The sequence below is a fragment of the Flavobacterium piscisymbiosum genome, from assembly GCF_020905295.1.
Lineage (GTDB): Bacteria > Bacteroidota > Bacteroidia > Flavobacteriales > Flavobacteriaceae > Flavobacterium > Flavobacterium piscisymbiosum.
The window spans coordinates 776409-802682 of record NZ_JAJJMM010000001.1 but is presented as its reverse complement, the minus strand read 5'-3'; the positions used below and the strand labels follow the sequence as shown (position 1 = coordinate 802682).

The 26274-nt window shown below is 33.4% G+C and carries 30 protein-coding genes; 18 read left to right on the top strand and 12 right to left on the bottom strand.

Translation table 11 applies throughout. The annotated features are described in order from the left end of the window. The first annotated feature begins 84 nt into the window (after positions 1 to 84). Entirely contained in the window at positions 85 to 759 is a 675-nt protein-coding gene (locus LNP81_RS03815) for an ATP-binding cassette domain-containing protein (protein ID WP_230033576.1), read from the top strand. Between the two features lie 7 nt (positions 760 to 766). Here LNP81_RS03815 and LNP81_RS03810 read toward each other — a convergent pair whose 3' ends face one another. Beyond that, on the bottom strand, positions 767 to 916 hold the full coding sequence (locus tag LNP81_RS03810) for a hypothetical protein (protein WP_173970473.1): 150 nt from the start codon (positions 914 to 916) through the stop codon (positions 767 to 769). 281 nt (positions 917 to 1197) lie between these two features. Between LNP81_RS03810 and LNP81_RS03805 the strand changes: the two genes are divergently transcribed. Together LNP81_RS03805 and LNP81_RS03800 are read left to right on the top strand one after the other, a co-directional pair. Beyond that, complete coding sequence (locus LNP81_RS03805) at positions 1198 to 1518, top strand: roadblock/LC7 domain-containing protein (protein WP_230033575.1); 321 nt, start codon at positions 1198 to 1200, stop codon at positions 1516 to 1518. 18 nt (positions 1519 to 1536) lie between these two features. Next, positions 1537 to 1911: a hypothetical protein gene (locus LNP81_RS03800; RefSeq protein WP_230033574.1), complete on the top strand. Its 375-nt coding sequence runs from the start codon at positions 1537 to 1539 to the stop codon at positions 1909 to 1911. A gap of 76 nt (positions 1912 to 1987) precedes the next feature. Here LNP81_RS03800 and LNP81_RS03795 read toward each other — a convergent pair whose 3' ends face one another. Together LNP81_RS03795 and LNP81_RS03790 are read right to left on the bottom strand one after the other, a co-directional pair. After that, positions 1988 to 2764 carry an alpha/beta fold hydrolase gene (locus tag LNP81_RS03795; RefSeq protein ID WP_230033573.1) on the bottom strand — a complete coding sequence of 259 codons (777 nt, stop codon included), beginning with the start codon at positions 2762 to 2764 and terminating at the stop codon, positions 1988 to 1990. Between the two features lie 188 nt (positions 2765 to 2952). Then, positions 2953 to 4245 (bottom strand): aminopeptidase P family protein, encoded by a 1293-nt coding sequence (locus LNP81_RS03790; protein ID WP_230033572.1) that lies wholly within the window; start codon positions 4243 to 4245, stop codon positions 2953 to 2955. A gap of 406 nt (positions 4246 to 4651) precedes the next feature. Here LNP81_RS03790 and LNP81_RS03785 point away from each other — a divergent pair, with 406 nt between their 5' ends. From LNP81_RS03785 to LNP81_RS03760, 6 genes are all read left to right on the top strand, one after another. Then, positions 4652 to 5128, top strand: a complete 477-nt coding sequence (locus LNP81_RS03785; protein WP_230033571.1) for a hypothetical protein — start codon at positions 4652 to 4654, stop codon at positions 5126 to 5128. 69 nt (positions 5129 to 5197) lie between these two features. Then, the gene (locus tag LNP81_RS03780; protein ID WP_230033570.1) at positions 5198 to 5671 is read left to right on the top strand and encodes a bactofilin family protein; all 474 of its coding nucleotides are present in this window, start codon (positions 5198 to 5200) and stop codon (positions 5669 to 5671) included. A gap of 41 nt (positions 5672 to 5712) precedes the next feature. Then, a complete protein-coding gene (locus LNP81_RS03775) occupies positions 5713 to 6546 on the top strand; it encodes a hypothetical protein (RefSeq protein ID WP_230033568.1) in 834 nt (277 codons plus the stop codon). 4 nt (positions 6547 to 6550) lie between these two features. Then, on the top strand, positions 6551 to 6970 hold the full coding sequence (locus tag LNP81_RS03770) for a hypothetical protein (protein ID WP_230033559.1): 420 nt from the start codon (positions 6551 to 6553) through the stop codon (positions 6968 to 6970). Next, positions 6960 to 7178 carry a hypothetical protein gene (locus LNP81_RS03765; protein WP_230033557.1) on the top strand — a complete coding sequence of 73 codons (219 nt, stop codon included), beginning with the start codon at positions 6960 to 6962 and terminating at the stop codon, positions 7176 to 7178. Before LNP81_RS03770 ends, LNP81_RS03765 begins: the two co-directional genes overlap by 11 nt. Before the next feature lie 28 nt (positions 7179 to 7206). Then, entirely contained in the window at positions 7207 to 7644 is a 438-nt protein-coding gene (locus tag LNP81_RS03760; RefSeq protein ID WP_230033555.1) for a GNAT family N-acetyltransferase, read from the top strand. A 79-nt stretch (positions 7645 to 7723) separates the two neighbouring features. Here the strand turns inward: LNP81_RS03760 and LNP81_RS03755 are convergent, their stop codons facing one another. Next, entirely contained in the window at positions 7724 to 7921 is a 198-nt protein-coding gene (locus LNP81_RS03755) for a bacteriocin-like protein (protein WP_230033553.1), read from the bottom strand. Positions 7922 to 8198: 277 nt separating this feature from the next. Between LNP81_RS03755 and LNP81_RS03750 the strand changes: the two genes are divergently transcribed. The 4 genes from LNP81_RS03750 (at position 8199) to LNP81_RS03735 (ending at position 10303) form a co-directional block, all read left to right on the top strand. After that, entirely contained in the window at positions 8199 to 8939 is a 741-nt protein-coding gene (locus LNP81_RS03750; protein ID WP_230033551.1) for a LytTR family DNA-binding domain-containing protein, read from the top strand. A 101-nt stretch (positions 8940 to 9040) separates the two neighbouring features. Further along, on the top strand, positions 9041 to 9622 hold the full coding sequence (locus LNP81_RS03745) for a hypothetical protein (protein WP_230033549.1): 582 nt from the start codon (positions 9041 to 9043) through the stop codon (positions 9620 to 9622). A 52-nt stretch (positions 9623 to 9674) separates the two neighbouring features. After that, positions 9675 to 10046, top strand: coding sequence for a hypothetical protein (locus tag LNP81_RS03740; RefSeq protein ID WP_230033547.1), 372 nt, complete (start codon positions 9675 to 9677; stop codon positions 10044 to 10046). Positions 10047 to 10123: 77 nt separating this feature from the next. After that, the gene (locus tag LNP81_RS03735) at positions 10124 to 10303 is read left to right on the top strand and encodes a hypothetical protein (protein ID WP_230033545.1); all 180 of its coding nucleotides are present in this window, start codon (positions 10124 to 10126) and stop codon (positions 10301 to 10303) included. A gap of 221 nt (positions 10304 to 10524) precedes the next feature. Here LNP81_RS03735 and LNP81_RS03730 read toward each other — a convergent pair whose 3' ends face one another. Further along, positions 10525 to 11886 carry a hydroxymethylglutaryl-CoA synthase family protein gene (locus LNP81_RS03730; protein ID WP_230033542.1) on the bottom strand — a complete coding sequence of 454 codons (1362 nt, stop codon included), beginning with the start codon at positions 11884 to 11886 and terminating at the stop codon, positions 10525 to 10527. A gap of 357 nt (positions 11887 to 12243) precedes the next feature. Here LNP81_RS03730 and LNP81_RS03725 point away from each other — a divergent pair, with 357 nt between their 5' ends. From LNP81_RS03725 to LNP81_RS03710, 4 genes are all read left to right on the top strand, one after another. Next, the gene (locus LNP81_RS03725; protein ID WP_230033540.1) at positions 12244 to 12915 is read left to right on the top strand and encodes a succinate dehydrogenase cytochrome b subunit; all 672 of its coding nucleotides are present in this window, start codon (positions 12244 to 12246) and stop codon (positions 12913 to 12915) included. Between the two features lie 11 nt (positions 12916 to 12926). Beyond that, a complete protein-coding gene (locus tag LNP81_RS03720) occupies positions 12927 to 14927 on the top strand; it encodes a fumarate reductase/succinate dehydrogenase flavoprotein subunit (RefSeq protein ID WP_230033538.1) in 2001 nt (666 codons plus the stop codon). A 45-nt stretch (positions 14928 to 14972) separates the two neighbouring features. Beyond that, positions 14973 to 15719, top strand: coding sequence for a succinate dehydrogenase/fumarate reductase iron-sulfur subunit (locus LNP81_RS03715; protein WP_230033536.1), 747 nt, complete (start codon positions 14973 to 14975; stop codon positions 15717 to 15719). Positions 15720 to 15887: 168 nt separating this feature from the next. Further along, positions 15888 to 16508: a DUF6037 family protein gene (locus LNP81_RS03710; RefSeq protein ID WP_230033534.1), complete on the top strand. Its 621-nt coding sequence runs from the start codon at positions 15888 to 15890 to the stop codon at positions 16506 to 16508. A gap of 93 nt (positions 16509 to 16601) precedes the next feature. Here LNP81_RS03710 and LNP81_RS03705 read toward each other — a convergent pair whose 3' ends face one another. Next, entirely contained in the window at positions 16602 to 18905 is a 2304-nt protein-coding gene (locus tag LNP81_RS03705; protein ID WP_230033533.1) for a family 20 glycosylhydrolase, read from the bottom strand. 190 nt (positions 18906 to 19095) lie between these two features. Between LNP81_RS03705 and LNP81_RS03700 the strand changes: the two genes are divergently transcribed. Next, positions 19096 to 19875 carry a DeoR/GlpR family DNA-binding transcription regulator gene (locus tag LNP81_RS03700; protein ID WP_230033532.1) on the top strand — a complete coding sequence of 260 codons (780 nt, stop codon included), beginning with the start codon at positions 19096 to 19098 and terminating at the stop codon, positions 19873 to 19875. A gap of 214 nt (positions 19876 to 20089) precedes the next feature. Here the strand turns inward: LNP81_RS03700 and LNP81_RS03695 are convergent, their stop codons facing one another. From LNP81_RS03695 to LNP81_RS03670, 6 genes are all read right to left on the bottom strand, one after another. Then, positions 20090 to 21160, bottom strand: a complete 1071-nt coding sequence (locus tag LNP81_RS03695) for a dipeptidase (RefSeq protein WP_230033531.1) — start codon at positions 21158 to 21160, stop codon at positions 20090 to 20092. A 125-nt stretch (positions 21161 to 21285) separates the two neighbouring features. Next, entirely contained in the window at positions 21286 to 22401 is a 1116-nt protein-coding gene (locus LNP81_RS03690; RefSeq protein ID WP_230033530.1) for a D-TA family PLP-dependent enzyme, read from the bottom strand. A 3-nt stretch (positions 22402 to 22404) separates the two neighbouring features. Further along, positions 22405 to 23052, bottom strand: coding sequence for a bifunctional 4-hydroxy-2-oxoglutarate aldolase/2-dehydro-3-deoxy-phosphogluconate aldolase (locus LNP81_RS03685; RefSeq protein ID WP_230033529.1), 648 nt, complete (start codon positions 23050 to 23052; stop codon positions 22405 to 22407). Positions 23053 to 23061: 9 nt separating this feature from the next. Next, entirely contained in the window at positions 23062 to 24093 is a 1032-nt protein-coding gene (locus tag LNP81_RS03680; RefSeq protein ID WP_230033528.1) for a sugar kinase, read from the bottom strand. 304 nt (positions 24094 to 24397) lie between these two features. Beyond that, the gene (locus LNP81_RS03675) at positions 24398 to 24865 is read right to left on the bottom strand and encodes a RidA family protein (protein ID WP_041518541.1); all 468 of its coding nucleotides are present in this window, start codon (positions 24863 to 24865) and stop codon (positions 24398 to 24400) included. A 4-nt stretch (positions 24866 to 24869) separates the two neighbouring features. Then, complete coding sequence (locus tag LNP81_RS03670; protein ID WP_230033527.1) at positions 24870 to 26189, bottom strand: GntP family permease; 1320 nt, start codon at positions 26187 to 26189, stop codon at positions 24870 to 24872. Positions 26190 to 26274 lie beyond the last annotated feature (85 nt).

Below are 26274 nucleotides of genomic sequence, written 5' to 3'. Positions count from 1 at the left end.
CTGGCTTTTGATTCTTAGTTATCTGATGACTTTTGCTGCTACAATTTTAATTGGTCTGATAATTTTTTTATTAAAGAAAATATTTTGAAAAAGCATATTTTAGAAGTTGACGGAATTCAAAAGAAATATAACGAAAGAGTAATTCTTTCAGATGTTTACTTAAAATGTGAAACGTCTCAAATCATTGGTTTATTAGGACGAAATGGTTCTGGAAAATCGACTTTGCTAAAAATCATTTTCGGAATAGTAAGAGCTTCAAATAAATGTATTCGCATTGATTCTGTTTCAAAAAACAATGAAAATAATGTGTCAAATGAAGTTAGTTATTTGTCGCAAGAGCAATTTATTCCGAATCACTTATCGGTAAAAAAGGCTATTGCATTATCGATCGATAAACAAAAAATAAAGTTTTTCTATGAAGATGAATTTATTCAGTCGATTTTAAATAAAAGAATAAGTCATTTATCTGGTGGAGAACTACGCTATCTGGAAATTAAAATTGTATTATTTAATCCTTCGAAGTTTGTTTTGCTGGATGAGCCTTACAACGGATTGTCGCCAATAATGATTGATAAGGTCAATGAGTTAATAAAAGTAAATTCTCAAAATAGGGGAATTGTGATTACAGATCACAATTATAAAAATGTAATCAAAATTTCGACTCAGGTAATTTTGATCAAAGAAGGTAAAACGCATTATATCAGGAATAATGCAGAACTTGTAACGAAAGGTTATTTGGTAGATTTGGAGCTTTTGTAGGGGGCTTTTAGCTAAAAATCTTTTTAAAAAATCCTTTTTTTGCGCGTTCTTGTAAGTCAGGATTATTTATACTTCCGTTCTCAAAACGAAATCTTCTAAATTTCATCAGTTTTACATTTAAGTCAAAACGTAATTCGTCAACAGTCTTTGTTTCCATAATTTTTTTTGCAAATCTATGAAAAACTTGTTGCAAAAGGAATTTCTGGTAAATGTTAAAATAATATTTAAGATATCTCAAACAGATCGAGATATTTTTAGTCAAATCTTCTTTTTTTATTAACGTTTTTTAGAAAGTTTATTTAAAAAATAAAGAAACACTATCGTATAAATAAAAGTGTTTCAAATGGTTACGTGTGTCTTTTTTTTAACAAGTGTTTATCGGACAATTCTATTTATTCAAATATCTTTGATCCTCTTAAAAAATGAAACGATAAGAATATGATTGATTTAAATACACTAGTAGAAGAAACTGGAGCTGAATCGGGATTAACTTTTAACATAGATGGCATTTTGCTGGAATCGGTTAATTTAGAGTACGACGGAAATGTAGCAGCAATGATCGGAATGATATTAAAGATGTGTTTAGAGATGTCTGAAGATGTTAATAACGGAGATCTAAAACAGGTTATGATTAAAAATAAAGAAGGTATTGTGGTGGCCAATAAAGACGAACAAGATAACTGTGTTGCGCTGCTTTCTAAAGATATAAGCAAAATGGGACTTTTGTTACGCAAAATGGATACCGTTTTCAATAATTAATTTAAATACAATTAAAACATGTCAGATTTTTTACAGAATTTCCAAAACGATTTAAAAGAGAATATCAACGGATTTATTGCAGTTTCAGTAACTGAAGTTGAAACAGGAATGTCTTACTCTTCACTTTCTTTAAATCCAAATTTTGACCCGGAATTAGCATCTGCTTATAATTTAGAAGTAGTAAAAGCAAAATTAAGTGCTATTAAAGCTTTGGGATTAGATCAAAAAATCAATGATATCTTAATAACACTTACAGATCAGATACATATTATAGATGTTTCTGAAGATGGTAAGTATTTTATTTATTTAGCGGTTGACTCAACAAAAGCGAATCTTGGATTAACAAGAGCAACTTTGTCTAAATTCAAAAAAGACATTATATCAAAATTATAAGTTTGCCCCAATAATGAGAAAAAGGCTGTTCATATTTTTTGAACAGCCTTTTTTGGTCTTATAAAGTGGATTATAATTATTCGAAAAAATCCAATAAAGTATCTTTTAGTTCTTCTTTGTTTTCGATCTGGCTCATGTGCCCGTCTTCAAAAGAAACTAGTTTTGCGTTTGTATTTTCGATTTGAGTAATATTTTCTTCGTAGTTTAAAACCGGATCTTTTTTTCCTAAAATCAATAAAACCGGAAATAAGTTTTTTTGCAAAAGCGATTCTCTGTCCTTTCGTATTTTCATTCCTTCTAGCGAGGCTACAATTCCTTGTAAAGGGGTTTTTAAAGCTTCAACTTTTGCTTTTTCTATTTCGTCAGCCAGTCGTGTTCGGTTGTTTTCACTGAACAAGTTACCAATCGCAAGACTTACAAAGTTTACATAGTTTTGTTTTACTGCTTTTATGGCGCGATTTCGATTTATTTTTTTCTCGTGACTGTCTGCTTTTGATGTAGAATTGAGCAGAACCAATTTATTGATATTCTTTGGGAATAATTCGGCGAAAGCCAAACCAACATAACCTCCCATAGAGTGTCCCACAATTGTGGCTTTTTCGATCTTCAAATGTTTTAAAATTTCGTGTACAACATTTGCATTCTCCTCCATAGAATGAACATATCCCAACGAATCAGACTCGCCATGACCTAATAAGTCGATAGCGATAACCTGATATTTTTCAGCGAAAAGAGCAACATAATCATCCCACATTTTTTTATTTTCTAAAAAGCCGTGAAGTAAAACAATTGCAGTTCCCTGACCTGAATCAGTATAAGAAATCCTGGTATTTTTATATAAAAGAGTTTTCAAAATAGTGTTTTTATTATAATTGCAAAGATAAGAAAAGCTAAAACCATATAAGTACTATAAGTTCATTTGAGTTAAAATTACTACGTATTGGTTCAATTTTAGATGAACTTATATCAGTTATATGGTAAAAAAAACGGCTAACATTTCTGCCAGCCGTCTTTATTCTATTTTCTATAATCTATATTCTCTTAAGAATTCATCAAACTTTCGATTTCATCAACTTCGATAGGAATATTGCGCATTAAGTTAAAAGGTTCTCCTTTTTCCTGAACGACAACATTATCCTCTAAACGAATTCCGAATTTTTCGTTCGGAATATAAATTCCTGGTTCAACCGTGAAAACCATATTAGCTTTCATTGGTTCGTGCAGCAATCCGTAATCGTGCGTGTCAAGTCCCATGTGGTGAGAAGTTCCGTGCATGAAATATTTTTTGTAAGCTGGCCATTCCGGGTTTTCGTTCTGAACATCGGCTTTGTCTAATAAACCTAAACCAAGTAATTCAGATGTCATGATTTTACCCACTTCAATATGGTATTGTTTCCAAAGCGTTCCTGGAGTCAACATTTTTGTAGCCTCATTTTTTACTTTCAAAACAGCATTATAAACCGCTTTCTGACGATCTGAGAATTTTCCCGAAACCGGAATTGTTCTTGTCATATCGCTGGAATAATTCGCATATTCAGCCGCAACATCCAATAAAATCAAATCTCCGGCTTTACATTGCTGATTGTTTTCGATATAATGCAAAACGTTTGCATTATTTCCCGAAGCAATAATTGGTGTATAAGCAAAACCTTTAGAACGGTTACGAACGAATTCGTGAATCAATTCGGCCTCGATTTCATATTCTGTAACATTTGGTTTTACAAACGACAATAATCTACGGAAACCTTTCTCAGTAATATCACAAGCTTGCTGAATCAAATCGATTTCTTCGCTTTCTTTTACAGAACGAATACGTTGCAAAATTGGGTTGCTTTTCGCTACATTATGTGCAGGATAACGCTCTTTCCACCATTTTATAAAACGAGCTTCGCGAGTTTCAGTCTCAACGCTTGCACGATAATGTTCGTTGGTATTAATATACATTGTATCAGCATACGTCATCATTTCGTTCAAAACTTTATGAAAATCCTGCAGCCAATAAACCGTTCTGATTCCTGAAACCTGAAATGCACGTTCTTTGCTTAACTTTTCACCTTCCCAAACTGCGATATGATCATTGGTTTCTTTCAAAAAAAGAATCTCTTTTTGGTTCTCATAAGGTGCATCTGGAAACAAAAGCAAAATACTTTCTTCCTGATCAACACCGCTTAGGTAAAAAATATCCCTGTGTTGCGCAAATGGCAAAGTACTATCAGCACTAACCGGGTAAATGTCATTTGAATTAAAAACGGCAACACTGTTAGGTTTCATTTCTGCCGTGAATTTTTTGCGATTTTTTACAAAAAGAGCGCTGTTTATTTGATGATATTTCATAATAATGTGAGTTTTGAACTTCGAATTTCAAAATTAGTGATTTTTACAGAAGTGGCATAAGATTGATTTATTAAAGTTTTCTTATTTGTTTTGGTTTGCCACGAAGGCGCTAAGGCACAAAGTTTTTGTCATTGCGAGGAACGAAGCAACCTCACTAACAATTGACACAAAGGTTTAGAAAACTCAGCACAGAATCTTAATAATGGCGTGTCCCTCCGGGTCGGGCTTTCGGCTATATCTTTTACTCCGCTCCGCTTCATAAAAGGATACCGCCTCTATCCCTCACGCGAAATCATTAGTAATCTAATTATTTATTTAGAACATCGGTTTTTTTAAATTGTGGTATTTTGTATATTGGCTTGAAAACAATACCATTTTATTAATTAGACCTCTTACTCAAATTCTTATGAAAACACTTCAAATTGATAGTCAAAAATTTGATTTTGTATATTCCGAAAGTGCAAAATGTTACATGTCAACTCAGTATGTTAATGATATAGATGTTAGTTTTGAAATTTATGAAGATGAATATAATCAAAGTCAAATCAACTGGGATCTTTTTGTTGATTTTGTTAAGAATCTAAAAAATAAAAACAGTTTGCCAGAACTATTAACAAAATCCCAAAAAGTGTTGCTTGCGTTGGCTGAAGCATTTGGCAGTAGTATAGATCAGGATGAAAAAATAGAAGATTATCATATGGTTTTCTCTGGTTTGCAATTTAAAGGTTCAATAGCGAATCATTTTAGTGATGGCTATTATAGTTTTTCTCTTTGGTTTAATATCGAAAAGAAAATTAATGGTTACAGCGTCGATCCGTACGGAGGATTTATTACTGACATTGAAGGAAGTTTTATTGTTGGAGCAAAAAGAATACAATGTTAGTAGGTCGTATTTACAATCGTTTCCGTAAACAAATTCTTGTTCCAACCCGTAAATCAATAAAACAACAAAATGCGCAATTCAAGTTTTAAACTAATAACAATAAAAGAAATCAAATCGCAATTTCCGTTTCTAATCGATCACGAAGGCTTCGATTATTTTGAAGAATGGAGCGACGAAGATTTCTTTTTGGTTGCAAACGAAGATGTAACTTTTGAAGGTAACTTCTATCTGGATCTTTATGAAGAAAGGGAGAAAAAATGGCTTGCCAAGATCTTAAATCTTCCATTAAAAGAAATTGAAAAAATAAGAATTGAAGGAATTTTAATAAACGGAAATTTCTCGACAACCGGAACAATTATAAATGCCGAAGGCGATTACGGGCCTTATGTTTTTATTAATGGAAATGTAATTTGTCAAAGTTTATTATTAGGCGGTTCGTATGTTGAAATAACCGGTAATGTAAAAGCTCAGGAAGTTGTAATGACGTCGTATAATCACGGAAATTTTAAATGTTCAGGCATTATTGAAGCCCCGTTTTTATAGTCGAAGATCATTATACCACATTTGCAGATCGAAAAAACGATTTGTTTTATTACAACGATAAAACAGATGATTTTGATTCGAAAAATAGTTGCGAATATGATGATGAAAGGGAAGAAGAGATTATCTCGATAGAATTACGCAAACATCTTGAAAATCCTTTGATCGAAACTTTCGAAGAGTTAAAACACGAATTAGAAAACGGAGAATTGGTTTTAAAACAAAATAACCCGCCTGCGAAAACTTATGAATATTGGCAAAATCGGGTTTTGGCAAATTATCGTGATTTAAAGTTAGTTCCGTCTCAATACAAAACTCAGAAATTGTGTGAACTTGCATTAAATATTACATTTCATGCATTACCATATGTAGATCAGGAATTTGTTACACGTGAACTTTGCGAAAAATTAGTAATTAAAGATGGTTTTGCAATTCAGAAAATACCGGATGAATTTATTACAAAAGAGCTTTGTTTAAAAGCGGCAGAAAGCGGAACATTAATTTCGCTTATTCCGAATGAATTTTATTCTGAAGAATTGATTTTAACTACATTTAGAAACGGGAAACATGAGCCGAATATTAATGATGTTCCGTCTGAATTTATTACAGAAACCTTACTTGAAGAATATGCAAAATTGGGTAAAGGGTTATGGCTTGATAAAGTCTGCAAAGAAAATGGGAAAGATAAATTATCGGTTCTGAAACGTGTCGTTGATTCCGGAATAGAAAATCTTGACGCTATTTTTGGAAATCATTTTAGTAAAGAAATTGTCGATTATGCTTTTTCTCTTTATAAAAATCAAGCGAATTGGAACAATTACGTTCAGAAATACAAGGTTAAATTTGAACGTCTTGGGTTGAATGAATATTTATTCTGATAAAATGAACGAACTTATAATTGAAAATAAAGGAATCACAACCGATCATTATTTTATACCGCCTTTTGAATTAAGAGAAGGAGAGTTGGTTATTATTTATTTAGAAGGAGGAACTCATTTTGATGATTTGAAAGAGCAATTGGTGACTATTTTTGCAGGAAAAGCAAATCATGAGAATGTAAAAGTAATAAAGCCGTTGACTTTTGCAGCACCAATCGAAGAATCAGCACTAAAAAGAATATTTAATCCGATGAGTGTGGGCGGGTATTTAAAAAGAAATGCAAATCTAAAAAATTCAGTATCGAGAATTTTCGAAGTCGATAATTTTACTAAAAAAGACAAAGTAAAAAAACTTGATACCAGTGAGAGAAAACGACTTTCGTTATGTGCGGTTTTTTCAAAAAACAAAATATGTGTCTTTTGATCTTAGGGGAGAGGCAGCGGCATATTTTAATAAAACATATCAATTTGCTAAAGACGAAATTAAAAAGGATAATGCGGCTATTTTAATTGATTGGTCTAATGAATTAAAAAATGATTGCTCAAGATTTGTAACTATTGAATGGTTAGCAGATTCCGAAGAGTTAAAAAAGGTCTTTAGCAATGGCGGAAAGCTTTCGCCAATGTATTAACAAATGTTATTTGGTAATTTATTAAATCATGGAGTTAAATATTCAAATCAGAAAAATCCAAAAACAAGACCTAGACTTTATCTATAAAGCAATTTGTGAACTCGAAAATGAAGAATTAGATTTGGTAGTATTCAAAGAAATTTTTTATGAAAATATTTTAAATCCAAAGAATTTGTATTTAATAGCTGAAAACGAAAGTGAAGGTGTCGGTTTTATTAGCTTTCACACTCAAAATCTTTTACATCATTGCGGATTAGTGGGCGAGATTCAGGAATTTTTTATTCATAAAGATCATCGTGGAAAAGGAATTGGGCGACAATTGATCGAAAAGATAATGCATTATGCAGATCAGAATAATTTGAAAAGCATTGAAGTCACAACAAATAAAAGGCGAGTAGAAAATGTCTTGATTTATGAGAATCTTGGTTTTGGCTTAACGCATAATAAATTTACGATTTATAAATAATCTTTCCAGTAGAGATTCGACATAAAAAAACTGCTGTTTTTTAGGCAGCAGTTTTAATAAATTATTGATTATGTTTTTGTTATAATGCATATTCCATACAGATGCTATCTGTTGCTGTTTTGAATAAATACCAACCACATATATTTCTTCCAAAATAAGAAACTTCGTTACCAGCACATATTGGATATGGTACGCATTTTACAGCTCCACCGTTGATTGATTTCAATTCTTCTTTTGATAATTTTTGCAATTTTGATAATTTTTGTAAATTTTTCATAGTTAATTTGTTTTTTGGATTTTCCTACTCTATAAGTTTTTCGGATACGACTAGGATAAAAATACAAATAAATACTTACAAAAAGACTTGATGCCTTAATTTGTTTTTTAAATATTGTATAAAATTCTTCTTTTTAAAATTTGATTTGTGGTAATTTACTTCTTTTGTGTTTTGATGCAAATATTGATCTTGAAAAGAAGTAGAAAACTGATGAATCTACTTGAAACAAGTTGAATTAAAGTCTAATATTGTATAGTAATAATCGCTTTAAGAAAAAATGAAACAACTCAATATATCCATAAAACACAATCTGATAATAGGTTTACTTATCGCTTTATGGCTTTTTGTTTTTGCTTTCATTATAAAACCTTTCGATGACGGAACTATCAATTTTAAAGCGTGGTTTTTAATAAGTTTTGGTTTTAGTTTTATGGCATTTTTGTGTTATGGTATTCTTGCTGTGCTTCAAAAAAATGTTTTCGAAAAAATATCAAAATGGAATCTCGGTTTAGAAACCGGATTTCTTATTGTCTTCTATATTATCTATTTAATTGGAATTTATGCGTATTACAAAAGTCCAATTTTAAATGGCGGTTATAGTTTTGCCGAATTTTTCTCTAGAATTTTTATTAAAGTTGCCTTGATTTTAACTCCGGTAATTATTTTGGCAAGAAGATATTTGATTAAGCTGATTCCGCAAAAAGAAGATTTTATAATTATTAGAGGAGAAAATAAACTAGATGTTTTAAAAATCAAAAAAGAAGATTTGGTTTGTGTTTCGAATGCTCAAAATTATGTCGAGATATTTTATCTTGAAAATGGAAAACTGCATTCTAAGATAATCAGGTCTTCGCTCAAAAAAGTTCAGGAGGATTTTTCTTTTTTAGTTCAAATTCATCGTTCTCATTTAATAAATCCTGTGCATTTTAAGTCCTGGAGAAATCAAAATACAATAATTCTAACCCAAATAGAACTTCCTGTTTCCAAAAATTATAAAGAAACTTTATTGGCATTATAATTCTGTACCTAAAACCGATAGTTTTGTACCAAACTCAATAAAACATACTGTTAAGAAAGATCTCGATAGTAGTTTTGTCTCATCAATTTAAAAAATTAATTATGACAACAAAACAGCTTTGCCTTCTTGGATTATTATTTTTCCTGATCAGTTATTTATTCTTTTCAAAAGTTTTACCGGACTTTCAAATACCAATCGATTTTGCGCATTGGTTTAATTTAATTGGTGCTTGTTTTTTATTATCTTTTAATGACGTGTTTCCTAAAAATAAATTAAATGCTGTTGCTTCGATTGTCACGGCTTTAGGTGTTATTGCACATATCGGACTTTGTACAATCGATTTTATAATGTTCAGTTTTGGCAATAATGATCTTGCAAGAGAAGCATTAAGTATTCAAATTAGTAATACGCCTTCTATTTTATACCCATTTATTATTGTTGGGCCGTCATTGCTTTTTATTGGGCTATCATTACATGCTATAAATTTTATCAAAACAAATACAATTAGTGTTTTAATGGTTCTTTTTGGTTCGATAACGATAGGTTTTTCGTTTTTTATTTTAAAAAATGGAGTTTATATGTTGCTGAGTTGTGTGGTTTTCACTTCAGGATTGGGATTGTTGCTTTGTCGAAAGGAAATCGAAATAAAAACCAATAAACAAAAACAGTTTCCGAAATTGTAGGTTTTATTTTAATTTGTACTTTCGTTTAGCTGATAAAATCAAACAGAATAAATTGAAAAAACATCTAAAATATATAATCTCACTCTTTCTCGCTTTTGTCGTGATTGCGAGTGATGGTAATTTAGTTTCTCAATCAAAATCTGCCGATTATTATCAATCTTCTTATGTAATTCTAAAGACAGAATTAGATTTTAAAAATGCTCGTTTATATACATTCAGTCAATTTGTTTCCAGAATAAAAGTCTCATTTTTAATTCCTGTAAAATTTCTTGAATTTGCAGTGGTTTTTAGTCTTAAAATTCAGGTTTTTCAAAAAACACGGGCACTTCTTCATCAAAGAATAAATTCATTTATAAAACAATCTGTTTTTGTAAACGAAATAGTAATTTCAAATAATTACCGTAAAAGTTTATACAACATTTAGAAAATTTCTTTTCTAAATAGTATGCGTTTTAGCGCATACGATGATAAAATAATGTCTAATCATTTATCATTTACAAAATGTATAAACATAAAAATAAAACACGTTTAGAGCGATCTAAGCGACCACTTCATTGGATAAAAAGAAAATTGATTGTGATAATAACGGCTTTTATGCTCGGAATGTCAAACGGAATGAATGTACATGATGAAGCTATTAAAGGAAATCAGAATTATACAGAGCAGCATAAGAAGAATTGAATCTTTTTCTGTGAAAAGATCTTTTAAACATACAGTATGTCCTCCTGAGCGAAGTCGAAGGATACGTACGAAATTAACACAAAGAGATTTACATTGTCGAGCTACTTGCGTGTCCTTCGACTTCGCTCAGGATGACAAGATTGTGCTAATAAAAAAACCGAAGCAATTCTGCTTCGGTTTTTATTGGAATTTGGTCCCGATAGCTATCGGGAGGAATTTAATTACTCGATCCATTTATAATATCTCGCCCCAATCAAATTAGGTATTTCTTTTTCGATTCGATCTAAAACCCATTCATTTTTAGGAGTTCTTACGCTTTGTTTTTGTTCTTTTTTATGAAGACTTTCGTAAGTTTCAAAACCAATTTCTACGCTTTCTTCCAGATTCTCAAAAAGTTTTACTTTGGCTAAAGCCGATTGCCATTCGGGCTGAATTGTTCCTTCAAAAACTTTTGATTTCGATCCGCTTCCGTAAGCCAGGAATCCAAATTTAGTTCCCGTAACTTCTTGCTTTGTGTCATAATAATGAGCCAAAGTCGATAATAATCCCATGAAAATAGATCCTGTATATAGATTTCCTATTAAAGAAGAAGCCAATTCTGCAGGTTGCAATTTCTCGGTTACAAACTTTCTGTACTCATCAGATTTTCCAACTTCTTTAATTTTAGTTTGATAATCTGCTGGTTCTATATTTTTTGCAATAATTTTATCAGCGTGATCTAAAGCATAAATTTCAGACAACATTCTGCGTCCCTGAAAAGAATACGGAAGATGCATGATAATGCTGTTCCAGGTAGTGTATAAAGTTTCGGTAGTGTTTTTTAATTTCTTGAACGAGAAGTACGCATTTCGTGTACGATCCATATAACATTGATTCGAATATTGTCCATCAAAAACCGGTTGGTCTTTGTGAATTTCAATTTCGGCTTCTAAATTATCAAACCACGGATCGTTATTTTCGTTTTGAGTAATTGCTTCTTTTGAGATAGTTCTGTAAGGTTTGAAAAAATCAAAAACACCTTTTGTAGATGTTGCCCAATTGTCATCAAAAGCAATAATTCTTGGGTTCGAAGTTACAAGCATTGCCAAAGCTCCGGCACCTTGTGTATATTCACCTGTAGAATTTAAATCGTATTTAGCAAAATCAGTCGTAACCACAATTGCTTTTTTAGTCGGATTTAATTTTACAAAATCAATGCAGTTTTGCAAAGCGTCAACACCGCCAATACAAGCAAAGGTAAAATCGACAACGTCGCATTCTGCAAGGGAATCTTCTCCAAATTTTTGTTCCATTAAGCTTATTAAGAACGAGCTTATTGGTTTAGAACTGTCGATTCCGCTTTCGGTTCCAACATAAATCCGGCTAACTTCGTTTAGGTTTATTTCGTTCTCGAGAATAAGTTTTGTCAGAGCGTTTGCTCCAAAAACCACCGCGTCCTGATGAACGTCCGGTAAAGTCATTTTTATTAATCCAAGACCTTTTTCTAATTTTTCGGGTTCAATATTTCTGGCAACAGCCAAAGTTTTTATGGGTAAATGTATGTTGGCTACATCAAAAGAGATAGCGTCAATTCCTGTTTTCATTATATTTTTTTTGAAGCCGATAAAGGTAAAATTATGTTGTGGAATGACAATTTTTTAACCTTATAAAATTTCGGTAAGGAGTAACTTTTGAAGAAAACAAATTAAAAGTTTACTTAAAATAATAATATGACAAACTTTAGAAACAAGTTTGCTCGTTCTACCGCAGGAAATCTCGGTAAAAGGTGCTTAAAGAAAATCTTATAATAAAATAATTTGGGATAGAGCGTTTTTTATACGTAAAAGTACGTATTACGTAATGTATTTTAAAATCATTATAAATAACAGCGAAATGGTTGTAGTTCTTTGTTAATTGAGTTATTTTTGTGTAATTTTTTAAAACAAACTACTTAAACAATTATGGCACAATCTGCACTATTGAATGCTTCCATCTTAAAGAAAGTGGCTATGGCCCTTTCGGGAATATTCTTAATCACGTTTTTAGCGCTGCATGTTTCCTTAAATTTTATTTCTATTATTAGTGAAAATGTTTTTAACGAAGCATCTCACTTTATGGGATACAATCCGCTGATTCAATATGTAATGCAACCAGTTTTGGCAATCGGAGTAATCTTCCATTTCGTTATGGGATTCGTATTGACGGCTCAAAATACTGCTGCAAGACCAATTGCATATGCAAAATACAACGGAGCCGCAAATGCTTCATGGAGTTCTAGAAATATGATTATTTCTGGATTGGTTATTTTGGCTTTCTTAGGATTGCATTTTTATGATTTCTGGTTTCCGGAGGTTAACTACAAATATATTGCAGGTGCTGCGCCAGATGCTACAAGGTATTATGGAGAGTTAGTTCATAAATTTAATGATCCAATTCGCACTGGAATATATTGTGTTTCATTTGTGTTATTAGGTTTTCACCTTTGGCACGGATTCGGTTCTTCTCTTCAATCAGTAGGAATGAACAATAAGTATTCAAGATTTTTAAGTAAAATCGGTTATGGCTTTGCGGTTATTGTACCAGCACTTTTTGTCATCATCGCATTATTTCATCATTTCAATCAACATAATTAATATCAATTATAATGGCATTAGATTCAAAAATTCCACATGGCCCAATATCGGACAAATGGACAGATTATAAAGATCATATTAATTTAGTAAACCCTGCAAACAAACGTAATTTAGATATTATAATCGTTGGTACAGGTTTGGCTGGAGGTTCAGCTGCGGCTACTTTGGCTGAGCAGGGATATAACGTAAAAGCATTTTGTTTTCAGGATTCACCTCGTCGTGCGCACTCTATTGCTGCACAAGGAGGTATCAATGCTGCAAAAAATTATAAAGGTGATGGTGACTCAGTTTACAGATTATTTTATGATACTGTAAAAGGGGGTGACTACCGTGCACGTGAGGCAAACGTTCACCGTTTGGCTGAAGTTTCTGCTAATATTATTGACCAGTGTGTGGCTCAAGGAGTACCATTGGCTCGTGAATATGGTGGATTATTAGATAACCGTTCTTTTGGAGGAACTTTGGTTTCTCGTACATTTTACGCACAAGGACAAACTGGACAACAATTATTGTTAGGAGCATATTCTGCAATGAACCGTCAGATTGGTCGTGGAAAAATAAAAATGTACAACCGTCACGAAATGCTTGACATTGTAATCGTGAACGGAAAAGCGAGAGGTATTATCGCTCGTAACTTAATTACCGGAGAAATAGAAAGACATTCTGCTCACGCAGTAGTAGTTGGTTCTGGAGGATACGGAAACGTATTTTTCTTGTCAACAAACGCTATGGGAAGTAACGCAACAGCAGCTTGGAAAATTCATAAAAAAGGAGCGTTTTTCGCAAATCCTTGTTACACGCAAATTCACCCAACATGTATTCCTGTTTCAGGAGATCACCAGTCAAAATTGACTTTGATGTCTGAGTCGTTACGTAATGATGGTCGTATTTGGGTTCCTGCAAAACAAGAAGATGCAAAAGCGATTCGTGAAGGAAAGAAAAAAGCAACTGATTTATCTGAAACTGAGAGAGATTATTTCTTAGAAAGAAGATATCCTGCTTTTGGTAACTTAGTACCTCGTGACGTTGCATCTCGTGCTGCAAAAGAAAGATGTGATGCTGGTTTTGGTGTTAACAAAACCGGAGAAGCTGTTTACCTTGATTTCGCAGCAGCGATCAAACGTTACGGAACTGAAGAAGCTTTCGTAAAAGGTTTAGATGCTAATGATGCTGCTTTGGTAACTAAATTAGGAGCTGAAATCGTCAAAAGTAAATACGGAAACTTATTCCAGATGTATTACAAAATCGTTGACGAAGATCCTTATACAACGCCAATGATGATTTACCCAGCGGTTCACTACACAATGGGTGGAACCTGGGTTGATTATAACTTAATGACTACAATTCCGGGATGTTTCTCAATAGGAGAGTCTAACTTCTCTGATCACGGAGCAAACAGACTTGGAGCTTCTGCTTTGATGCAAGGTTTAGCTGATGGATATTTCGTATTGCCTTATACTATTGGAGATTATTTGGCTCCGGATATTAAAATGGGAGAAATTTCTACAGATTTACCAGAATTCGTAGCAGCAGAAAAAGAAGTAAAAGATCAAATCGACAGATTTATCAATAATAAAGGAACTCATTCTGTAGATTATTTCCACAAGAAATTAGGAAAAATCATGTGGGATAAAGTAGGTATGGCTCGTAATGCTAAAGGTTTAACTGAAGCTATCGAAGAAATTGCTGCTTTACGTGAAGAGTTTTATAAAGATGTAAAAGTTCCTGGAAGCGCTAACGAATTTAATCAGGAATTAGAGAAAGCGACACGTGTTGCCGATTTCTTAGAGTTAGGAGAATTATTCGCGAAAGATGCACTGCACCGTAATGAATCTTGTGGAGGTCACTTCCGTGAAGAATACCAAACAGAAGAAGGAGAAGCACTTCGTGATGACGAAAACTTTGCATATGTTGCAGCTTGGGAATACAAAGGAAAACCAAGTGATGCAGTATTACACAAAGAACCTCTGGTTTACGAAAACATTAAATTAGTTCAAAGAAGCTACAAATAGTATTTAAGAAAGTTCAGACTTCTTGATACTTAAAACTTATACAAAATGAAACTTACATTAAAAATATGGCGTCAGAAAAACGCCCAAGATAAAGGGGGAATTGTTGATTACCCAATCGACGGAATCGAACCAGATATGTCTTTCCTTGAAATGCTTGATGTTCTTAACGAACAATTGATCAATAAAGGAGAAGAGCCAGTAGCATTTGATCACGATTGTCGTGAAGGAATCTGCGGAATGTGTTCATTATTCATCAACGGAGAAGCACACGGACCAGACAGAGGAGTAACTACTTGTCAGTTGCACATGCGTATGTTTAAAGATGGTGATACGATTTTTATCGAGCCATTTAGAGCAAAAGCTTTCCCTGTAATTAAAGATTTAGTTGTTGACAGAAGTTCTTTTGACAGAATTCAACATGCAGGAGGATTTATCTCGGTAAATACTTCAGGAAATACAATCGATGCCAATACAATTCCGATTAACAAACATGATGCAGATAAATCATTTGATGCAGCTGCTTGTATTGGTTGTGGAGCTTGTGTTGCAACTTGTAAAAACTCATCAGCAATGTTATTCGTTTCTGCAAAAGTATCTCAATATGCATTATTACCTCAAGGTAAAGTAGAAGCAGTTGATCGTGTATTAAACATGGTACACCAAATGGATTTAGAAGGTTTTGGTAACTGTACCAACACTGGAGCTTGTGAAGTAGAATGTCCTAAAGGAATTTCTCTTGAAAATATCGCACGTATGAACCGTGAATATTTATCTGCAAGTTTAAAAGGATAATATAAAAACACTTTTAGTTTTTAAATAATAAAAAAACGCATTCATTAGGTTGAATGCGTTTTTTTTATGGCTTATTCTAATATGTTTATGACTTATAAAAAGTTGTTTTGCCTTTTTTTTTGGTTTAGATTTATTCATAATTTTTATATAATAACTAATTGTAATTTTATGGCATTATTCGATAATTTAAGTTTGCTTAAAGAAGATTTGGAAAAGAATGGTTGGATACTTGAGGCTTTTAATTTTAATTATAAAGGAAATAATTATGTTGTTCTTGCAAAACTATATTTAAAAGGAGAAGAAAAACCTAAATATGCTCTTTTAAAAACAGAATTTATTAGAGCAGACGATTTCAATAAAAGCTTGACACTTTCGGTAAATTCAAAAGGATTTATAGACATAGATGTCAAATTGTTAAGGTTGTTTTTCAACATTGAATATTCTAGAAATTTGGGTGAAATAATAAAACAATTTGCTGAATATTTTTCCAGTTTTATACCAAATCAAATCAATTTCAACAAGTCAAAATTGCAGAAGCAATGTGTGATATTTTCTTTATCAAAAAGTGATAATCAAGATCCTAATAAAATATATTGTTTTACAGTTAAAAGAAACCCTGGTAATCAATATAGAACTTCTTTTAACGATAATAAAACCAGAATACTAAGACCAAATTTATATTTAAAATTTAAAGAAGAACCGACAATAAGTTTTTGTTACTCATTAGAAAAAAGTGATGAAAAAAATGACGAAGAAATAATTGAAAAATTTGCTAATAGAAATGATTAAAACAGGAATTAAAAACTGTTAAAAATTACCTGCTACAAAGTCTCACGCTATCATTCCCGTTCTAATTTATTTTTGCTGTTTTATTGTTATATCTTATTCATAATACAATTGCGAAGCACGAATTTCTTGTTTTTCCTTTCCTTCCTGCTGAATAAAACAGCTTAAAGTAGTTCCTCCAATCTGGTCAAAATAACTAATGTTGATTTTGTGAAATCCTTTTTCAAGTTTTACCGCTCCGTAAGCTTCGTTGAGCCAATGAATACCGTCATTATTAACTACTAATTCATTATCGATAAAAAGCTTCGATCCGTCATCTGAAAGCGTCGAAATCGTATAATTTCCCGTTTCCGGAATATAGATGTATCCGTCAAATTTTAAGCCGATATAACGCTCTGTTTTTGTTTTCCATTTTTCACTGCTTATTGCACCTTCAAAAATCCCTGAATTGATAGGTTTTATCAATTCTAAATCTTGTGTTTGCTGAAATAATGTTCCGGTATAATAATTGAATTTTAAACCTTTCTTGGTTAATTTTATGGCTAAAGCCGATTTTAAATCCGGGTTTCGAACCAATATTTTATTTATAGAACTTCTTCTTCCGCTTGGGCTGATCTGGACCGTTTTGATGATTCTGAATTCTCCTTTTGGAATATTTATCGTTACAGTTTTGGTGTAAAGTTCTGCAGTTTCGTCTGGATTGTATCCATCAATAGTATAGAATATTTGTCCGCTTTTGATAGTTGGTTTTAAATCCAAAACATATTTATCCGCGATTAATGCCGTTTCGTTTGTGCCAAAAGGTGTTGGAACTTTATACAATCGTTTCTGTGCTTCCAGTTTTTCTAAATGATACGGAATTTGATTCAGAATAAAATGATTTAAATTTTTGTTTTGAGGTTCTGTCCAGGCAATTTCGGCTAAAGCAAATACACGAGGATAAATCATATAATTCAGTTTGGCGGGACTTGTTAAGTATTCTGACCAAAGATTAGATTGCACGCCTATAATATATTTTTGTTCCTCAACGGTTAAACTATCAACCGGAGTTGGATTGTAGTTGTACATTTTTTCTACAGTCGTTAATCTTCCAATTGTTAAAGGTTCATTCGGTGAATAGCCCTGGTTGTAATCCAGATACAAAACCTGCTCCGGATTCATGATCACATTATGTTTCTGTTTTGCGGCTGCAATTCCGCCAGATTCACCTCGCCATGACATTACAGCGGCGTTTGGCGCGAGTCCGCCTTCGAGCATTTCATCCCAGCCTAAAATTTGTCTTCCATTTGCATTCAGGAATTTTTCTATTCGGGTTGTCAGGTAACTTTGTAGTTCATGTTCGTTTTTTAGACCTAAATCTTTAATTCTCTTTTGACAATTCGGACATTCTTTCCATCTTGTTTTTGGGCATTCGTCTCCACCAATATGAATGTATTTACTTGGGAACAAAGCCATAACTTCTGTCAAAACATCTTCAAGAAAAGTAAACGTTTCTTCTTTACCGGCGCAGAAAATATCATCAAAAACGCCCCAATATTCTACCACTTTATAAGGGCGATCTGGAAAACAAGACAAATTTGGGTAAGCTGTAACAGCTGCAGTTGCATGACCAGGCATTTCGATTTCAGGAATGATATTTACATAATGATCTTCAGCAAATTTTACGACATCTTTGATTTCTTCCTGAGTATAAAAACCTCCGTACGGATTTCCGTCAAAAAAATAAGGTGATCTTTCAAATTTATTTCCCACTAAAGTTTGGGCTCTTTTCGAACCTACTTCTGTCAGTTTTGGATATTTTTTAATCTCAATTCTCCATCCCTGATCATCTGTTAAGTGCCAATGGAAGTTATTTAACTTATAACTGGCCATTTGTGCTATAAAATCTTTTATAACATCGACAGAGAAAAAATGACGGCAAACATCCAGGTGAAGCCCCCGATAGCTGTATCTGGGCTCATCTTCGATAGTAACACAAGGCAATTTTATTTCCTGATTTTTTGGTTTATTGGGCAAAAGCTGCAGCAAACTCTGAACAGCATAAAATAATCCTTCTTCACTTCCGGTAACGGTAATTTTTTTTGGAGTAATAACAATTTTATACGCTTCCTTTTTTAAAGATGTTGATGGATTTTTAGCAACAAACAAAACTTCAATGTTGCTTTTTTTGTTTGAAGTATTCGAATTTATAGCCGACTCGAAAATTTGAGCGGTTTTAAGTTCTCTGGCACTGAATTTATTTTTTTCGAAAGTAAATTTTATCTGTCCGTTTAGGTGAATACTATCTCTGGTTGCCTTGTATGAATTTGGGGCGGGAATAATAGTATTGTTTACGAAAGAAGTTTGGGCATTTCCGAAACAAAAACAAAATAGTAAAAGGAGTAATAAACTTTTATGCATGGTTGTTTTTTTTGGTTTGTTAAACAAATTTAGGATTTGTAAATTAGTTTGCATTTTTTTTGCAAAATGATTTTATGCTTAAATGTCTTTAAAATAGACGAATTAACTTTTTTATTACATTGTGTTATAATTTGTTTCGCAATAATATTGCATTTTATGTTTACATTTGCTTCAATAAAATTGAATTTGCATGAGTAATGATAATGAAGTGGTTAATTACACTAAGGAAGAACGTAAAAATCTTATTTTAAAAGAAATAAATTTGCATACTCGTGTAAGTTTTGAAACACTTTCAGCAAAATTATTTGTTTCAGAAGATACGGTTAGACGTGATATTAATGAACTTGAATCAGAATCTTTATTGATTAAGGTAAAAGGTGGTGCGATGACAAAAGCCTATCACCATTCTTCGGCTAATAATCAAACTTATGCAGGCGAATCAAAACAAATTATTGCGCAAAAAACTTTAGGCTTACTTCATGACGGAATGGTTTTATTAATTGGCGGCGGAACAACCATTCGTGAATTTATCCGATTGATTCCTGATGATTTGAATCTGACCATTTTTACTGTTACCGTTTTATCTGCTGTTGAACTTCTGGATAAACCCAATGTTAAAATTATCATGATTGGCGGCAGCATTTCGTCTTACAGCCAAATGTGTGTGAGCGGGGATGTCTACAATCAATTGGCGAATATTAAAGTCGATTTATTAATATTAGGAACCAATGCTCTTGATATCGAAGGTGGTTTCTCAGATTCTGATTGGGAAACCGTTCAGGTGAAAAAAGCAATGATTCAGGCTTCTGAAAAAACAGCTATTCTAACTATTTCTGAAAAACTCGATACAGTTCTAAAAATGAAAATTGCCAACTTATCTGAGGTTGATTACGTTGTCACGGAAGTTGATCCCGGCGACGAAAAATTACAATCGTATAAGAAGGCAGTTCCCAGTTTAGTTTTTATTTAATATGACTCTGGGACGAATACTAAGCCAAAATAATATAAAAAGGTTGCCACTAATTTCTCGAATTACCGCGAATTATTTTTATTGTACAGATTAAAAAATTTGTGTAAATCTGTGAAATTTGCGGTTAGTTTTTGAGCAGTGTCAAAATAGAAATTCGAGAAAATTCGAGAAATTAGTGGCAAAAACATAAGTTTGGTATTTTTTGTCATACTATTTAATCCCAGTTTTTCATTAAAAAGTTAATCCAGTTCTGGTGAAAGATTTTATCTAAATCTTCATCAGAATAACCGTTGTTTTTAAAAATCAAAACCAATTTTTGCAAATCAGCAATCGTATCTAAATCATGCGGACCTTGTTCTATGCCAAAAGCACCGTCTAAATCAGAACCTATACCAATATGATTTGCATTTCCTGCCAACTGGCAAATGTGATCCATGTGTTTAAAAACAGTTTCCAGATTGCAATTGGTACCTTGTGGAGTCGAAACGCCTCTTTCCCAATTTGGGACTAACATCCAAGCATCTAAAGCTCCGCCAATAACCGCTCCTCTCGAAATTAAAGCCTGAATCATTTCGTCGCTATACTGGCGATTATGATCAACCAAACTTCTGCAATTGTTATGACTTGCCCAAACAGGCCCGTTATAATGATCTAAAGCTTGCCAAAAAGCATCATCGCATAAATGGGTCGCATCCAGAATAATATTCAAGCGTTCCATTTCTTTTAATAAATCAAGACCGTTTTGATTCATTTTTCCTGTTGCGTCTGTTCCGTTTGCGTAACGTCCCGGACCATAATGCGCAGGACCAATCGCGCGTAATCCGTAATGGTGCGCTTTTTCTAAATACGAAACATCAATAATAGAATCAGCACCTTCTAAACTTAAAATATAACCGATAGGTTTTTTGTCGTTTGGCGTTCCGTCATTCCATAAATCAATTTGTTTCTGGAGCGATTTTTTATCCGTAATTGAAGTTATTTCGCCCGCTTCTTCCATCGCTTTGTACCACGCCAATTGTCCTTGAGTTTGCGCCCAGGCTTGTTCAGGAGAATTCCAACCCGGAATAATACTGCCCGGTTTTACAAATCTTGCAATTTGAGTGGCGACTACAATTCCGATATTGCCGCGTCGCAAATCAGGAAAAGATACCGTTGCACGTTCGCGATCCGGTTTGTCTGTCATTCCTTTTTCGAGATGGCGCAAAGTAGGTACATCATTTCTTAAATCTCGATTCCATTCCATCGCATTCATGCTCAGGTCTAAATGGGCGTCTATTATAAACATAGTATTTTTTTTAAGGCACAGAGGTGCAAAGGCTCAGGTTCTCTACAAGTGTAATTATGAGGTCGATTCTCTTTCTTCTTCGCTCTATTTTCTATTCTTTTTTCTTTATTCTCCTTTTTTTGCTGCTAGATATTAATTTTTCTGCTTCGTGCAACAACTTGCCATTGATCGCAAATTTCATGCGCTGCATTGACCACCTGAACCGAATCGTAAAGGGCGCAAGTTGGGCAAACATGATACGGTTGGGCATAAATCGTATCGCCAATAGTATACTCGTTTTTCCCTTGGTTTTCTATAATTAAATGCTCTTCTGAATGTGCGATCGGAATTAGATTTTCGTCATTTAAAATAACTAATCTTTTGTCAATCGGGTTCTCAGAAGCTACGGCTTTGTATCCGATATCAATACAAAAAGTAGAAGTGGTTGGTTTTGAAATTATGGTTCCCACAATAACCAAAGCCGGTTCAAAATTTTGTTCCGGTAAATGAATCTGGTAATTTGAATCCCAAAAAACAAAAGTTCCCGGGCTGCATTCTACATTTTTTTGAGTCGCATAAAACGGAAATGTATTCGATCCTCCGGCAACAATTGTTAGTTCGTAACCCAGTTTTTTCTCAATGTTTTCAACTTCTTCATTAATACTAAAAAATAAGTTGGAAGCTGCAGTTGTTCGTTCTTCGACATCACCTTTCAAATGACCGTCATAAATGTGAATGCCTGCAAAATGAATGTTTTTTAATGGAGTAATTTCATCGATTAAAGCGCTCCAGTTTTTATGAATCGAAATTCCGGTTCTGTTCATTCCCGTATTTAAATCCAAATAAACCGTAAGTTTTAAATTGCTTTTCTCTGCAATTTCATTTAAGGCTTTCGCCGAATCAAGATTGTCAACTATAGTCGAAAAAGCAGTATTTGTATATTTTTGTATTAAAGATACCCATCTTTCTTTTTTAACGCCAACAGGCTGATAGGCGAGAAGCACGTCTGGAATTTCGTGTATGGCAGCCAATTCAGCTTCGGCAATGGTAGCGCATTTAATTTTGTTGATGTTGTAGGTTTTAAATAAATCCAGAATCTCACCAATTTTATGCGTCTTGATGTGTGGTCTCAATTTTTGAGTATCACCATTTACTGATTCAATCAAACGCTCGATATTTGCCTGAATACGATCTTCGTAAACGGCTAAAAAAGGCGTATCAATGCGGATTTCGGAATTAATTTTCCACCAATTGTTTTGCATAACTTACTTTCTTGTTTTTTCTACCACTTCAATTAAATTTTGAAAAGCTTGCAGGGATTCTTCATAACTTAAATTCAAAAGCATTTCTTTCGAAAATAAATTAGAACCAATTCCAACGCAAACCACTCCTGATTTGAACCAGGATTTTAAATTGCTTTCTTCTAAAGTTACACCTCCTGTTGGCATAATTTTCAAATTCGGGAATGGCGCTCTTATGGCTTTTACATATCCCGGACCACCAATTTTATCGGCAGGAAAAAGTTTCACAATTTCGGCACCTAATTTATTAGCATGCAATATTTCATTTAACGTCGCAGCTCCGGGAATCCAGTAAATATTATTTTTAAAACAGTAATTTCCAATTTCCAGATCAGTATGTGGGCAAACAATGCAATCTGCTCCAAGAAGATGAAACGTTTCGGCATCATCTACGCTTAAAATAGATCCAACAGCTATTTTTAAATCTAAATTATTCGCTTTTTTAAAGGCGATCATTTGAGTAAAAACCTCTTTAGCGTTATCTGCACGAGCAGCAAACTCGATAATTTTTATGCCAGCATCAGCCGCCGATTGCAATACAATCTGTGCGGTTTCAATATTAATTTGTGTGACTAATGGTAGTACGCCTTGTGCTTTTAAAATGCTGTACATATTCTTTATTTATCTATTAATTCTATTACTTGAGCCGTTTTTAATAAAATGACTTATTTCGTCGAGATTTGTTATAGCAAAATCTCCGTGAATACTTTGTTTGATTACGCCACAAGCCGTTGCCCATTCGATACATTCTTGTCCCGATAATTTGTTGGATAATCCGTATAATAATCCTGCGTTGAAAGCATCTCCGGAACCAATTTGATCTGTTACAACATGTATTTTGTGTTCTTGTGTTTGGTAGAAATTACCTTCATGAAGCAATAATCCTTTGTATAAATGTGCCGGTCCGTCTGATTTTCTAAAACTCATTGATAGTGTTTTTAGAAAAGGCATTTTTACTTTTAATAATTCGAACGTTTTCTGAAATCGATTTTCATCAGATTCGTTTTGATCTGTTTTTATTCCGAAATAAATTTCAATCGCATCAAGATCAGCAACTGTGATTGTGCTGAATTGAAGCAAATCGGGCATAATTTCAGAAGGATGTTTTCCGTATTGCCATAATTTTGATCGAAAATTAAAATCAGAAGAAATCGGAATTCCTTTTTTATGCGCTGCAAGAATTCCTTCTTTACAAGCTAAACCTGCTTCTTCAGAAACTCCCGGACTAATTCCTGACCAGTGAAAGTGCGTAACATCGGCGAAAGCCAAATCCCAATTTATCTGATCTTTTTTGATAGTTGCAAAAGACGAATTGCTTCGATCATAAATAACTTGTGATTGTCTGATTTGATTTCCAGCTTCGACAAAATACAATCCCAAACGTTCTCCGCCATAAACACATTTTGAAGTATTTACTTTGTATTTCTGAAGTTCGTTTACTGCCAATTGTGCCAAATCGTTTTTTGGTAATCGGGTAATATAATCGGTTTGAATGCCGAGTTGAGAAAGTAAAACACAAACATTTGCTTCGGCACCACCAACGTGTATTTTTATTTCATTGGCCTGCGTAAATCGGTTTCCATCAGCAACATTCATCCGAAGTAATAATTCTCCGAAAGTTGCAATTCTAGTTTGTGGGGTAATTGTATTCATGTTTATTGTTTTTTGCTGCAGATTTATAGATTTATAAACGTAACGCTTAATTTTTTAACACATAGAAACATAGTTTTTGTAGCCGCATAGTAGGCATTTCACTTGCATTAATACACATAGCTATGTGTGAAAGCGAGCTTTTTAAAATGTTCTCTAAATAGGTTACAATAAAATCTATGTTTCTATGTGTTTAAATTTTTTTGCTACAGATTAGTTCCAACCGCAAATTCCACAAATTTCCACAAATTAATTTTTACGTACTGATTTGTGGAAATTTGAGTAATTTGTGGTTAAAAAAATCTTTTTAATATAATTCGAAAACAGCTTCAACTTCAACAGGAATGTTGTCCGGTAAAGATCCCATTCCTACGGCGCTTCTTACGCCAATTCCGTTTTCTTGTCCCCAAACTTCGGCGAATAATTCACTACAGCCGTTGATTACATACGGATGTCTTAGGAAATCGCCATTGCAATTGACCATTCCAAGAACTTTTATAACACGTTTTACTTTGTTCAGGCTTCCAAAATTGGTTACAATTGTAGAAAGCATTGTTAAGCCGACTTGTCTTGCTGCTAATTTTCCTTCTTCGATATCCATGTCATCGCCAATTCGGCCAATAATTAAGGATTTGTCGTCATTAACAGGCCCATGACCTGAAAGGTATAAATATTTACCATCAACTAAATAGGGTTTGTAAATACCAAGCGGCTGAGGCGCCGGCGGAAGAGACAAACCAAGAGTTTCAAATTTTTCTTGTGGTAATAAATTCATGATATTAATGTATTATAGAGTTTAAAATAAAAACGAAAATGATTCCTAAAACAGATACTAGAGATTCCATGACGGTCCATGATTTGAACGTGTCTTTTAGGCTGATATTAAAATATTCTTTGAACATCCAAAAGCTTGGATCGTTGACGTGGGAGCACATTAAGCTTCCGGCTCCTACGGATAACACCAATAAGTTAGGGTCGAGTCCGGTGGTTTGTAGTAAAGGTAATAAAACGCTGGCAGTCATTAATCCGGCTGCTGTAGCAGAACCCACACAAACGCGTATGATTGCCGCCATCATCCAGGCCAATAAATACGGATGAATGTTTATTTGTGTTAAAGTAGCTACGATAGTTTCGTTTACGCCGCTTACGATCATTACTTCTTTTAAACCTCCGGCTCCACCAACAATTAGAACAATCAAAGCGACATCTTTTATCGCAACGGCATAATCATCCATTACGGATGTGATGCTTCTGTTCATTCTGATTCCTAACGTGTAGGTACAAATCAATAAAGAAATCAGCATAATCATACTTGGTTCTCCAACTGTTTTGCAGATATTCACCAGAGTTTCATTTTTAGAAATCATGGGTAATATGGATGTCAGCGTTAATGCGAAAACCGGAAATAGGGCGGAGAATAAACTCAGCGAGAAACTAGGTTTTTTTCCTTCGTTGACAACTTCTTCGACATTTAGAATTTCATGATCTGATTCGGTTTTGATGTTCTTTAATAAATTCGAAAACAATAATCCCGCAATAAAAATGGTTGGAATCGCAATGATGATTCCGTAGACTAAAACGAGTCCGATATCAGCATTTAAAATACTGCTCAAAGCCATAGGAGACGGATGTGGTGGCAAAAAACCGTGTGCTACTGAAAGCGAGGCCAGCATTGGGATTCCCAGATATACTTTTGAAAGCTTGAATTGATGGGCTACTGAGAAGATTAATGGAACTAACAAAACAAATCCAACACTATAAAATAGCGGTATCCCAACAATAAATCCGGTAATCATTAAGCCAAGGCGAACGTATTTTTTGCCTGTCCATCCCATAACTGTTTTGGCAATGACATTGGCGGCACCTGATGAAACGGTAAGTTTACCAATACAGGTCCCGAAAACAATAATCAAAGTAATAGATCCTAACATTTCGCCCAAACCCTTTTGAACTGTTTGAGACAAAGTTTCTATTGGCAAACCTAGAAACAGGCCTGCTAATAAAGCTGTTATGATAAAGGCAATAAAAGGATTGATTTTAAGCCACGCTATCTGAATGATTAAAAATGCAATGCATGCCGTAAGAATTAAAATGCTCATTTATTTTTTTAATTAAAAATTGAGAATTAAAAATTAAAAATATTTCAAACTGTATTTAAACATAGCTATGTGCCTTTATAAAAGT